The organism is Pseudarthrobacter enclensis (genome assembly GCF_001457025.1).
Classification (GTDB): domain Bacteria; phylum Actinomycetota; class Actinomycetes; order Actinomycetales; family Micrococcaceae; genus Arthrobacter; species Arthrobacter enclensis.
Genome location: NZ_KQ758600.1, coordinates 404,514 through 417,102, shown reverse-complemented (window position 1 = coordinate 417,102; position 12,589 = coordinate 404,514). Strand labels below are relative to the sequence as shown.

General features: G+C 67.1%; 10 protein-coding genes. 5 read left to right on the top strand and 5 right to left on the bottom strand.

Annotated features, from left to right (window positions below):
- Positions 1-8: 8 nt before the first annotated feature.
- A complete protein-coding gene (locus AS031_RS06495) occupies positions 9-1,370 on the bottom strand; it encodes an acetyl-CoA C-acetyltransferase (protein ID WP_058267311.1) in 1,362 nt (453 codons plus the stop codon).
- On the opposite strand from AS031_RS06495, the gene AS031_RS06490 reads away from it, so the two are divergent.
- Together AS031_RS06490 and AS031_RS06485 are read left to right on the top strand one after the other, a co-directional pair.
- Complete coding sequence (locus AS031_RS06490; protein WP_082641962.1) at positions 1,369-2,151, top strand: TetR/AcrR family transcriptional regulator; 783 nt, start codon at positions 1,369-1,371, stop codon at positions 2,149-2,151. The genes AS031_RS06495 and AS031_RS06490 overlap by 2 nt on opposite strands.
- 1 nt (position 2,152) lies before the next feature.
- A complete protein-coding gene (locus AS031_RS06485) occupies positions 2,153-4,267 on the top strand; it encodes an acyl-CoA dehydrogenase family protein (protein ID WP_058267310.1) in 2,115 nt (704 codons plus the stop codon).
- Between the two features lie 87 nt (positions 4,268-4,354).
- On the opposite strand, the gene glgA is transcribed toward AS031_RS06485, so the two are convergent.
- A complete protein-coding gene (glgA, locus tag AS031_RS06480) occupies positions 4,355-5,560 on the bottom strand; it encodes a glycogen synthase (protein WP_058267309.1) in 1,206 nt (401 codons plus the stop codon).
- 102 nt (positions 5,561-5,662) lie between these two features.
- Between glgA and glgC the strand changes: the two genes are divergently transcribed.
- From glgC to AS031_RS06465, 3 genes are all read left to right on the top strand, one after another.
- Positions 5,663-7,069 (top strand): glucose-1-phosphate adenylyltransferase, encoded by a 1,407-nt coding sequence (gene glgC / locus AS031_RS06475; RefSeq protein ID WP_058267308.1) that lies wholly within the window; start codon positions 5,663-5,665, stop codon positions 7,067-7,069.
- A 97-nt stretch (positions 7,070-7,166) separates the two neighbouring features.
- The gene (locus tag AS031_RS06470) at positions 7,167-8,618 is read left to right on the top strand and encodes an SDR family NAD(P)-dependent oxidoreductase (protein WP_058267307.1); all 1,452 of its coding nucleotides are present in this window, start codon (positions 7,167-7,169) and stop codon (positions 8,616-8,618) included.
- 18 nt (positions 8,619-8,636) lie between these two features.
- Complete coding sequence (locus tag AS031_RS06465; RefSeq protein WP_058267306.1) at positions 8,637-9,104, top strand: pyridoxamine 5'-phosphate oxidase family protein; 468 nt, start codon at positions 8,637-8,639, stop codon at positions 9,102-9,104.
- 32 nt (positions 9,105-9,136) lie between these two features.
- On the opposite strand, the gene AS031_RS06460 is transcribed toward AS031_RS06465, so the two are convergent.
- The 3 genes from AS031_RS06460 to AS031_RS06450 are packed head-to-tail and all read right to left on the bottom strand — an operon-like array spanning position 9,137 to position 12,516.
- Complete coding sequence (locus tag AS031_RS06460; protein ID WP_058267305.1) at positions 9,137-9,988, bottom strand: transglutaminase family protein; 852 nt, start codon at positions 9,986-9,988, stop codon at positions 9,137-9,139.
- Positions 9,985-10,911: an alpha-E domain-containing protein gene (locus AS031_RS06455; protein WP_058267304.1), complete on the bottom strand. Its 927-nt coding sequence runs from the start codon at positions 10,909-10,911 to the stop codon at positions 9,985-9,987. The genes AS031_RS06460 and AS031_RS06455 overlap by 4 nt, the downstream gene beginning before the upstream one ends.
- A gap of 48 nt (positions 10,912-10,959) precedes the next feature.
- On the bottom strand, positions 10,960-12,516 hold the full coding sequence (locus tag AS031_RS06450) for a circularly permuted type 2 ATP-grasp protein (protein WP_058267303.1): 1,557 nt from the start codon (positions 12,514-12,516) through the stop codon (positions 10,960-10,962).
- Positions 12,517-12,589: the final 73 nt, after the last annotated feature.

Below are 12,589 nucleotides of genomic sequence, written 5' to 3'. Positions count from 1 at the left end.
GCCGCCCCCTACGCCGATTCCAGGATGGCGACGACGCCCAGGCCGCCGGCAGCACACACGGAGACAAGTCCACGGGCCGGGCGGCCTTCGCTGCTGCCCTTGGCGTGCAGCAGCTTGGCCAGTGAGGCCACGATGCGTCCACCGGTGGCTGCGAAGGGGTGGCCGGCGGCCAGCGAGGACCCGTTGACGTTCAGCCGGGCACGGTCCACCTTGCCGAAGGCTCCGTCGAGTCCAAGGCGGGTGCGGCCGAAGTCCTCGTCCTCCCACGCGGCGAGCGTGCTCAGGACGGTGGCTGCGAACGCTTCGTGGATTTCGATGAAGTCGAAGTCCGCGAGGGTCAGGCCGTGGCGTGCGAGCAGCCGCGGCACCGCAAAGACCGGTGCCATCAGCAAACCGTCCTTGCCGTGCACGAAGTCGACTGCCGCGGCTTCGGCATCCACCACGACGGCGAGCTTGGGCAGGTCGCGTGCGTCCGCCCACTCATCCGAAGCGAGCAGGACGGTGGAGGCCCCGTCTGTCAGCGGGGTGGAGTTGCCTGCCGTCATGGTGGCTCCAACGCCGAGGTTCTTCCCGAAGACGGGCTTCAGGGACGCAAGCTTGTCCGCCGAGGTGTCGGCGCGCAGGTTCCCGTCGCGGGACAGGCCCCGGTACGGGGTGATGAGGTCGTCGAAGAAACCTGATTCGTAGGCGGCCGCCAGGTTGCGGTGGCTGTTGAGGGCCAGCTCGTCCTGGGCTTCCCGGGTGATCTTCCACTGGGCGGTGGTCAGTGCCTGGTGCTCTCCCATGGACAGGCCGGTGCGCGGCTCGGCCGTACCGGGTGCCAGCGGGGCAAGGTCCTTGGGGCGGAGCCGGCTGAGGATCTGCAGGCGCTGCGGCAGTTTCCGGGCCCGGTTGAGGTCCAGGATGACGTCGCGCAGTCCTTCGCTCACCACCACGGGAGCGTCCGACGCCGAATCCACCCCGCCTGCCACTGCGGAGTCGATCTGTCCAAGCCGGATCTTGTTGGACAGTCCCACCAGGGTCTCCAGGCCGGTGGCGCAGGCCTGCTGGAGGTCATAGGCAGGCGTCTCAGCGGACAAGGCGGAGCCGAGGACCGCTTCCCGGGTCAGGTTGAAGTCCCTGCTGTGCTTCAGCACGGCGCCGGCAGCAACCTCCCCCAGCCTCTCGTCCTGCAGGCCAAAGCGCGCGATCAGGCCGTCCAGGGCTGCTGTCAGCATGTCCTGGTTGGACGATTTGGCGTAGGCCCCTCCAGCGCGGGCGAAGGGAATCCTGTTGCCGCCCACGATGACCGCGCGGCGCGGGGCGGGGGCTGCGGCGGCGTTGCTGGGCGTGCCGGCAGGGGCGGGCGCGGACTGTCCGTCACTGGACATGGGTGTCTCCTCTGGTCGCAAGCGGTTACCGATACCCAGCGTACCTGATACGCTGGGTATCGTGAACATCCCGGAACCTGGCCTTGAAGAACCTCCTTCGGCACCCGCCTCGGACGGCCGTTCCTCACGGTGGCAGACCCACCGCGAGGAGCGCCGGCGGCAGCTGATCAAGCAGGCCAGGCGTGCCGTGCACTCCCTTGGCAGTGACGCGTCGATGGAGGAAATTGCTGCCGCCGCCGGCACTTCGAAGTCGGTGTTCTACCGCTACTTCGGCGACAAAGCGGGCCTGCAGCAGGCTGTTGGCGAGGTGGTGCTGGACCAGATGCAGCGCCGCATCCACGAAGCAGCCCAGAGTGCCGACACACCGCGGGAGGGACTGCTCGCCATGGTGTCGGCCTATCTGCAGATGGCAGCCACCAGCCCGAACGTCTACACCTTCGTGACCCGCCACGCATCCGCGGAGCCGGCCGAAGCGCCCGGCAGCGGCGCCGTCTCCGGAGCTCTGGGGCACTTCTTCGATGCAGTGGCCGGGATGATCGCAAGCCCCATGCGCTCGCACCTGGGCGAAGGCCGGGAGAACGTGATCGGATACTGGCCCAAGGCTGCCATTGGACTGGTGCGCAATGCCGGCGAGCAGTGGCTGAGCACACCGGACACGGCCGGGAAGCCGGGCCAGGACGCCATGGCACGCCAAATCACGGACTGGCTCTGCGTGGGCATCGCGCCCGAACTTTCCCTGAACACCACCAAACACCCTGTCAGCACCAACGAAGGACAATGACATGACCGAAGTAGTGGACCGCCCCGCCCGCAAGGGCTCCCGCCCCGGAGCGACGGCCAAGGCGGCCGCCCACTCCGAACGCCAGCCCGCGGCCGTGGACACCGAGGCCCTCGGCCGGCAGCTGTTGGGCAAGTGGGCAGCCGTCCGCATCCAGGCCCGCGACTTGGCAGGCCGTCCGGAACTCCACAAGATCGAAGGGCAGACGCACACCGAGCACCGGGCACGCGTGTTTGGCCAGCTGCAGTACCTCGTGGACAACGGGGCCGTGCACCGGGCCTTCCCGAAGCACCTCGGCGGCTCGGACGACCACGGCGGCAACATCGCCGGCTTCGAGGAACTGGTGGTGGCAGACCCCTCGCTGCAGATCAAGGCAGGCGTGCAGTGGGGCCTGTTCGGGTCCGCCGTGATGCACCTGGGAACCGCCGGGCACCAAGCCAAGTGGCTGCCGGGCATCATGAGCCTGGACATTCCCGGCTGCTTTGCGATGACCGAAACCGGGCATGGGTCCGATGTGGCCAGCATCGCCACGACGGCCACTTACGATCCCGCCGCCGGGGAATTCGTGATCCACACTCCCTTCCGGGCAGCCTGGAAGGACTACATCGGCAACGCCGCCACTGACGGACTCGGCGCCGTCGTGTTTGCGCAGCTCATCACGCAGGGAGTGAACCACGGCGTCCACGCCTTCTACGTGGATCTCCGCGATCCCGCGACCAAGGAGTTCCTGCCAGGCATCGGCGGCGAGGACGACGGCATCAAGGGCGGCCTGAACGGGATCGACAACGGCAGGCTGCATTTCACCAACGTCCGGATCCCGCGCACCAACCTGCTGAACCGCTATGGGGATGTGGCCGCGGACGGCACCTACAGTTCACCCATCGCCAGCCCCGGCCGCCGGTTCTTCACCATGCTCGGGACCCTGGTCCAGGGCAGGGTCTCACTGGACGGGGCGGCCGTGGCCGCGTCCAAGGTGGCGTTGAAGGCCGCGATCCAGTACGCCACCGAACGGCGGCAGTTCAACGCCTCCTCCCACACCGACGAGGAAGTCCTGCTGGACTACCAGCGGCACCAGCGCCGGCTCTTCACCCGTTTGGCCACCACGTACGCCGCGGGCTTTGCGCATGAGCAGCTGCTGCGGAAGTTCGACGACGTCTTCTCCGGCGCGGCCGACACCGACGAAGACCGCCAGGACCTCGAAACCCTCGCCGCAGCCCTTAAGCCGCTCAGCACCTGGCACGCGCTGGACACGCTGCAGGAATGCCGCGAAGCCTGCGGCGGCGCCGGCTTCCTGATCGAAAACCGGTTTGCCTCGCTCCGCGCGGACCTGGATGTCTACGCCACCTTCGAGGGCGACAACACGGTACTGCTCCAACTGGTGGCCAAGCGGCTCCTCGCCGACTACGCCAAGGAATTCCGGAACGTCGACTTCGGCGTGCTCGCACGCTACGTGGTGGGCCAGGCCACCGGCGCAGCCATCCACCGCACCGGGCTGCGCCAGGTGGCCCAGTTCATCACCGACACCGGGCTGGTCCAGAAGGCCGCCATAGCCCTCCGCGACGAGGAGAGCCAGCGCGCCCTGTTGACCGACAGGGTCCAGACCATGGTGGCGGAGGCCGCAGCAGCGCTCAAGGGCAGCAACCGGCTCCCGCAGGACAAGGGTGCCGCACTGTTCAACCGGCACCAGAACGAACTGATCGACGCCGCGCAGGCCCATGCCGAACTGCTGCAGTGGGAGGCCTTCACGGAGGCGCTCGCAGAGGTGGCCGATCCGGGCACCAGGAAGGTCCTGACCTGGCTGCGTGACCTGTTCGGCCTGTCCCTGATCGAGAAGAACCTTTCCTGGTACCTGATGAACGGCAGGCTGTCCATGCAGCGGGCCCGCACCGTTGGCGGGTACATCAACCGGCTGCTGGAGAAAATCCGGCCGCACGCCATGGACCTGGTGGACGCCTTCGGCTACACCGATGAACACCTGCGTGCACGGATCGCCACCGGGGCCGAAAAGCAGCGCCAGGACGAAGCCCGCGCCTACTTCCGCAGCCAGCGCGCCAGCGGTCAGTCGCCGGTTGACGAAAAGGTACTGTTGGCCCGTACCGCCGCCGGCCGCAAGAGCTGACGGGCGGCGCGTCCCCGCGGTGTGACACGACGACGGCGCCGCTCCCCTGGCGTGGGGAGCGGCGCCGTCGTCGTCGTGGCGGAAAGGTCAGCCGGCGGCGGGAAGCACCGAGCGGTACACCTCAAGGGTGGTTTCCGTGATGGACTCCCAGGAGAAATGCTTCTCGGCACGCTCGCGGCCCGCTTGCCCCATGGCCCGGGCACGGTCCGGGTCGGACACCACCTCGGTGAGGGCCGCCGCAAACTCGTTGACGAACTTTTCGGGATCAAGCGGCGTCCCGGTGCCGTCGGTCACCTGTTCCAGCTCCACCAGCAGCCCGGTGCGCCCGTGGTCCACGACCTCCGGGATGCCGCCGGTGGCGCTGGCCACTACTGCGGCTCCACACGCCATCGCTTCGAGGTTGACGATGCCCAGCGGTTCGTAGATGGACGGGCAAGCGAAAGCCGTGGCGTGGCTGAGCACCTGGATCAGTTCGTTGCGGGGCAGCATCCGCTCGATCAGGACCACACCGGTCCGCTGCTTCTGCAGGTCCTCGATCAGGGCTGCCGTTTCGGCGGCCAGTTCCGGGGTGTCGGCGGCGCCGAGGCACAGGACCAGCTGGACGTCCGCCGGGAGCTTTGCTGCCGCCCGCAGGAGGTACGGGACGCCCTTTTGGCGTGTGTTTCTTCCCACGAAGACCACGCTCGGCTTGCCGGGGTCGATGCCCAATGCCCGGACGGCGTCGTCGTTCCCGTCGCGCTGCCACAGTTCGACGTCAATGCCGTTGTGCACCACGCGCACCTTCTCCGGATCGACGTCCGGGTAGCTGCGCAGGATGTCCTGGCGCATGCCCTCTGAGACGGCGATGATGGCAGCCGCCGCTTCGTAGGCTGTCTTCTCCACCCAGGAGGAAAGCGCGTAGCCGCCCCCGAGCTGCTCGGCCTTCCACGGACGCAGGGGTTCGAGGCTGTGGGCGCTGAGAACGTGCGGAATTCCGTGCAGCAGCGAGGCGAGGTGGCCGGCCATGTTGGCGTACCAGGTGTGTGAATGGACCAGGTCCGCGCCCTGCACGTCCGGCACAATGCGCAGGTCCACACCGAGTGTCTGGACCGCCGCGTTGGCCCCTCCCAGGTCCTCCGGCACCTGGTAGGACGTGACGGCCGCCCCGTGGTAGTCGGCGTCGCGTGGGGCACCAAAAGCACGAACCTGCAGGTCAACATGCTTACTAAGCACCCTGCTCAATTCGGCTACGTGCACCCCGGCGCCACCGTAGATCTCCGGCGGGAACTCTTTAGTCACAATGTCTATTCGCACAAGACCCAAGGTAGTCCTTCACGCATAACTGTTCTAGTGTGAAGGAGTCCGGGCCATCCGGACTGTTTTGGGGAGTTACGAGGGCGTACAGGAGCGACCAATATGCCGTTGACGAAAAAAGTCCTGGCCATAGTCCTCGCCGGCGGCGAGGGAAACCGATTGATGCCACTGACGGCAGACCGCGCGAAGCCCGCGGTGCCCTTCGCGGGAAGTTACCGGCTGATCGACTTCGCCTTGTCGAACCTGGTGAATTCCCGCTATCTGCAGATCGTCGTCCTCACCCAATACAAGTCGCACAGCCTGGACCGGCACATCTCCGAAACCTGGCGCATGTCCACCCAGTTGGGCAACTATGTCGCTTCCGTCCCGGCCCAGCAGCGCGTGGGCAAGAGCTGGTTCCTGGGCAGCGCCAATGCCATCTACCAGTCCCTGAACCTCATTCACGACGCCAACCCGGACATCGTTGTGGTGGTCGGCGCCGACCACGTCTACCGGATGGACTTCGCCCAGATGGTGGCCCAGCACGTCAACAGCGGCGCCAAGGCAACGGTGGCGGCTGTACGCCAGCCGCTGAACATGGCCAACCAGTTCGGCGTCATCGAGGTGGACCAGAATGATCCGCAGAAGATCGCGGCGTTCGTGGAGAAACCGGCCAGCACCCCTGGCCTCGCGGCAGATCCGTCCCAGTTCCTGGCATCCATGGGCAACTACGTTTTCGACGCCGACGCCCTGGTGGCTGCCCTCCACGTGGACGCTGAACGCCTCGATACCAAGCACGACATGGGCGGCGACATCATCCCCTACTTCGTCAACCAGGGCGAGGCCGGTGTCTACGACTTCACGCTGAATGAGATACCCGGCTCCACCGAGCGCGACCGGACCTACTGGCGGGACGTCGGCACCATCGACTCCTTCTACGACGCCCACATGGACCTCATCTCCCCGCTGCCGGTCTTCAACCTGTACAACTCCGAGTGGCCCATCTACACGCGGCAGAGCATCTCGCCGCCCGCCAAGTTTGTCCGCGGCCTGAACGACACCGTTGGCACCGCGCTGGACTCCATCGTCTCCAGCGGCGTCGTGATCTCCGGCGGCGTCGTGGAAGGTTCGGTGCTGTCCAACGATGTCTACGTGGGCACCAGCAGCCGCGTCATCGATTCCGTCCTGATGGACAAGGTGCACATCGGCGAGGGCGCAGTGGTCAACCGCGCCATCATCGACAAGAACGTCCGGGTGCCCGCCGGCGCGGCCATCGGCCTTGACCCGGAGCTCGACCGGGCACGTGGCTTCAAGGTCACCGAATCAGGAATTACCGTGCTGTCCAAGTACCAGGACGTGCCCGAACCGGATGAGCACGAGCGCCAGCTGGCGGCCAGGAACCTGCACCTGGTCCCCAACGCGGTGAAGGCCGCGGCCGACCGTTTCCCGGAAGTCCGCGAGTCGGTGGACAAGGTGGCGCAGACCCACGCCGCGGCAGCGCAGTCCACCACGGGCGGCCGCCCGGCCTGATCCCCGCTTGAAGCCCCTTTACAGGACCGGCGGCACCTTGATGGTGCCGCCGGTCCTCCTGCGTCCGGGCACCCCTGCACGCTGTAAAATTGACCCAATGAGCTCCCCCGACCTGACCCCTGAGGAAATCCAGGCCTGCCTCAAGGTCCTGAACACGATCCACGCCTATGACGAGGAGCACCCGGACTACGTGTCGGTCCGCCGGGCCACCGGGAAGATGTTCAAAGCGGTCAAGCGGCACCGCCGGGTCACCAAACGGGACTCAATAGCCGAGGCAGACCGGGCGGTCATCGCCCTGACGGCTACGGCCGCCCCGGACCGGATCGATGACGAAACCCGCGGCAACAAGCTGGCAACCTCGGCCACCGGCAAGGTGGCCGGGCACCTGATCAGGTCCCGCCCGTGCTACATCTGCAAGCAGCACTACACCCAGGTGGATGCTTTCTACCACCAGCTGTGCCCGGACTGCGCGGCCTTCAGCCACGGCAAACGGGACGCACGGACCGACCTCACCGGACGGCGTGCCCTGCTGACCGGCGGCCGCGCCAAAATCGGCATGTACATCGCGCTGCGGCTCCTGCGCGACGGCGCCCACACCACCATCACCACCCGGTTCCCCAAGGACGCAGCCCGGCGCTTCGTCGCCATGGAGGACAGCGCGGAGTGGCTGCACCGGTTGCGGATCGTGGGGATCGACCTGCGGGACCCGGCACAGGTCATGGCCCTGACCGACTCCCTCAACGAGGCCGGCCCGCTGGACATCATCATCAACAATGCCGCCCAGACCGTCCGCCGGTCCGGCAACGCGTACAAGCCCCTCGTGGACGCCGAGGACGAGCCGCTGCCGGCGGCGCTGGAGCAGGCGAACGGCGGCCCCGAGCTGCTGACCTTCGGCCATGCCCATGACAAGCACCCGCTGGCGCTGGCCGGAAGCGTCACCGAACACCCGGTCCTGGCCGGCGACGCCATCACGTCCCTGGCACTGTCCACCGGTTCCGCGTCGCTGGACCGGATCGCCGCCGGAACCGCCATCGACGCCGGAGGACTGGTCCCGGACCTGGCCGCCATCAACAGCTGGACCCAGGTGGTGGACGAGGTGGACCCGCTGGAAATGCTTGAGGTCCAGCTGTGCAACGTCACGGCCCCCTTCCTGCTGGTCAGTCGGCTCCGCGGAGCCATGCGCCGCTCCACGGCACGGCGGAAGTACATCGTGAACGTCTCGGCAATGGAAGGCCAGTTCTCCCGGGCCTACAAGGGCCCCGGCCACCCGCACACCAACATGGCCAAAGCTGCGCTGAACATGATGACCCGCACCAGCGCTCAGGAAATGCTGGACACCGACGGTATCCTCATGACGGCCGTGGACACGGGGTGGATCACGGACGAACGTCCCCACTTCACCAAGGTCAGGCTCATGGAGGAAGGCTTCCACGCTCCCCTGGACCTGGTGGACGGGGCGGCACGTGTCTACGATCCCATCGTCATGGGTGAGAACGGCGAGGACCAGTACGGCGTCTTCCTCAAGGATTACAAGCCCAGCCCCTGGTGAAGGGCGTATGCTCACGGCATGAGCAACGAGCCATCCCCCGAAGTCCAGAACCTCGAGCACCACGAATGCTGGGCCCTGCTGCGGACGGTGTCTGTCGGCAGGCTCGCCGTCCTGGCTGACGGCCGCCCGGATATTTTCCCCATCAACTACACCGTGGACGGCGGAACAGTGGTGTACCGAACCGGCCAGGGCACCAAGTTGTCCGCCGCCTCAGGTGACGCCGACGTTGCCGTGGAAGCGGACGGCGTCGACCCGGACAGCGGCCTCGCCTGGAGCGTCGTCGTTAAGGGGACGGCAGCGGTGGTGACGGCAGCCGAGGACGTCCTGGACACCTCCCGGCTCTACCTCTTCCCCTGGCAGGCCGGCCGGAAAGACGCGTTCGTGCGCATCACGCCGGACTCCGTCACCGGCCGCCGCTTCAAGGTCACCGAGCCGATGACCTGGTGGACCCAGATCAGCAACTCGGTCAAGACCGCCCACGAGTAACCTCCAGCCAAGGCCCCCGGGGCGGCCTCCCGTCAGGCCAGCTGGGTGATTTCGACGCTGACGCTCAGCGCCGACCCGCCGCCGCCGGACAGGATGCCCTTCAGGGGCGACACGTCACGGTAGTCCCGTCCCCGCGCCACGGTCACGTGGAAGTCGCCGGCAGGCTTGTGGTTGGTCGGATCCCAACTGCGCCACTCACCGTCCCACCACTCCAGCCAGGCGTGTGACTGGCCGGCAACCGTCTCGCCCACGCCGGCGCTGGAGCGCGGGTGCAGGTAACCGGAGACGTACCGGGCCGGGATGCCGCAGCTGCGCAGGGCCCCGATGGCCAGGTGTGCCAGGTCCTGGCAGACGCCCTGGCGCTGGTTCCAGGCCTCTTCGGCGTTGGTGGTGACGGCGGTGGATCCGGACATGTACGTCATCTCGCCCCGCATCCAGGCGAAGACGGCCATGGCGGCCTCGTGCGGGTTCCGGCCCGCCACGACGTCCGGGATGATTCCGAGGACCTCATCGCCGGGACCGCTGAGCCGGGACTGCGGCAGCCAGTCGCTGAAGGCGTCCAGGGTTTCAGGTGAAGCCAGGACGTCCCAGCCCACAATGTCCGACTCCGCGGGGATCTTTTCGGCCCGGTGCACCTCAACGGTGATGTTGGAAACCACTTCGAGGTGCTCGTGCGGCATCTGCATGTCGAATGCGGTGACCCGCGTCCCCCAGTAGTCGCGGTAGGTGCTGACGGCCGCCTGCGTGGGCGACACCTTGACGACGGACTCAAGGACCACCTGCTGCGAGTCCGTCAGCGGGGTCATCCGGGCCTCGTTGTAGGACAGGGTGACGCGCTTGTTGTACTTGTACGCCGTCCGGTGGACGATGCTCAGCCGGGTCATGACAGTTCTCCCACCCAGGCCAGTTCGTCCGCCTGATTGAAGTACTTACGGGAAATGGCGTCCGACGCCTGGGCAACAGCCTTCTGCACCCGCTCCATGTGCTCGGGCAGTTCGGACATGAGGTCGTCCGTGCGGTGGAACTCCAGGAAGGTGCGGGCCTGGCCGACGATCCGGCGCGCATCGTTGATGAAGCCCACGCGCTGGGCCGAAGGATCCAGCTTGGCCAGGCACTCGTCGGCGTCACGGAGCGCGTAGACGATGGACCGCGGGAACAGCCGGTCCAGCAGCAGGAATTCCGCGGCATGCTGGTCGCCGAAAGCGGCCCGGCGGGTGCGGAGGAAGGATTCGTAGGCGCCGGCGCAGCGGAGCATGTTGACCCACGACATGCCGGCGGACAGCACGTCGCGGGTGGACAGCATCCTGGCGGTCATGTCGGCGCGTTCCAGGGAACGGCCCAGTACCAAAAACAGCCAGCTCTCATCGTGGCTGACCGTGGTGTCGGCCAGGCCGCTGACCATGGCTGTCCGTTCCAGGGTCCAGTTGCAGAACCGGTACGTCCCCACCACGTCCTTGCGGTGCTGGCTCAGCCCGTAGTAGGTGGTATTCAGGCTTTCCCACAGCCCGGAGGACACGGTTTCCCGGGCGCGCCTTGCGTTCTCGCGCGCGGCACCCAGGGAACCGGCGATGGACGTGGCACTGGTCTTGTCGTAGGCCAGGGCGTGCAGCAGTTCGGGCAGCCCGAAGTCCTCGCTTTGCGGGCGTGCGCCCATGACGGCGAGCAGTTCCTGGGCGACGTTCTTCCGTTCCTCCATGGGGAGGTGGTTGAGGCGTTCGAGGTGGACGTCGAGGATGCGGGCGGTGCCGTCGGCACGTTCCACGTAGCGGCCGATCCAGAACAGGGATTCGGCAATACGGCTAAGCATTCGCGGCTACCTCCTGCGGGGCCGGGGCGGGGAAGGAAAGGGGGCGGGTCACTGCTGCTGCTCCGACTGGCGGTCCCGCCAGTTGCTCTCCACCGGCCAGACGGACACCCTCTCGCGCACGGTGACAGACTGCCGGGGAACGGATTCCACGGGCATCTGCGGCGAATCGGCAAGCACCCAGGTGTCCTTGGAGCCGCCGCCCTGGCTTGAGTTCACAATCAGGGAGCCTTCCTTCAGCGCCACGCGGGTCAGGCCACCGGGGAGCACCCAGACGTTGTCGCCGTCGTTGACCGCGAACGGGCGCAGGTCAACGTGGCGGGGGCCGAACTTGTCGCCGCTGAGGGTCGGCACGGTGGAAAGCTGCAGCACCGGCTGGGCGATCCAGCCGCGGGGATCGGCAATGATCCGCTGGCGCAGCGCGTCGAGTTCGTCGTTGGAAGCGTCAGGGCCGATCACCAGGCCCTTGCCGCCGGAGCCGTCCACCGGTTTGACCACGAGCTCGGCGAGGTTGTCCAGGGTGTACTCCCGGGCCTCCTTCTCCTCGAGGCGGAACGTGTCCACGTTCGCGATGATGGGCTCCTCGCCAAGGTAGTAGCGGATCAGGTCAGGAACGTAACTGTAGACCAGTTTGTCGTCCGCGACGCCGTTGCCCACCGCGTTGGCGATGGTCACCCCGCCGGCACGTGCGGCGTTGACCAGTCCGGGGCAGCCGAGCATGGAGTCGGCACGGAACTGCAGCGGGTCCAGGAAGTCGTCGTCGATGCGCTTGTAGATGACGTCCACGCGCTGTTCACCGGCTGTGGTGCGCATGTACACGCGGTTGCCGCGGCAGATGAGGTCGCGGCCCTCCACCAGTTCCACGCCCATGAGGCCGGCCAGCAGCGTGTGTTCGAAGTAGGCGCTGTTGAACACGCCGGGGGTCAGCACCACGACTGTGGGGTCGTCCACGCCGGCGGGGGCGGTCTTCCGCAGGGCCGACAGCAGCCGCCGGGGGTATTCCTCCACAGGACGGATGAGCTGCTGCCCGAAGGCCTCCGGAAGGCCTTTGGCCATGGCCCGGCGGTTCTCCAGCACGTAGCTGACACCGGACGGCACCCGGACGTTGTCCTCGAGTACCCGGAAGGTGCCCGCGGCGTCCCGGATCACGTCGATGCCGGAAATGTGGACGCGGACGCCGCCGGCCGGTTCAAACCCGTGGACCTGCCGGTGGAAGTGCGCGCTGGTAGTCACCAGCTGCCGTGGAATCACGCCATCGGACACCACGGTCATCTTGTCGTACACATCGTTGAGGAAGGCTTCGAGGGCGCGCACGCGCTGCGCCACACCACGTTCCATCACGTCCCACTCGGCGGCGGGAATCACGCGGGGCACGATGTCCAGAGGGAAGGGGCGCTCCTCCCCTGCGAAATCGAAGGTGACGCCGCGGTCCAGGAACGTGCGGGCCATTGAATCGGCGCGGGCACTGACGTCCGCCAGCGAAAGCTTGCGGAGCGCCTCCGCCACCTGCTCATACGAGTCCCGGGCCTGTTGCCCGGGGGCGAACATTTCGTCGTAGGCTCCGGTCCGGCCGGCGGCCTCGGAGTAATCCTGGAAGAGGTCTGACATGCCCAATAGCCAACCATCTTTTTGTTTCGAATTCATAAACGGGCCTTCTTTGTGGCGTGTTGGCCGGGGACGC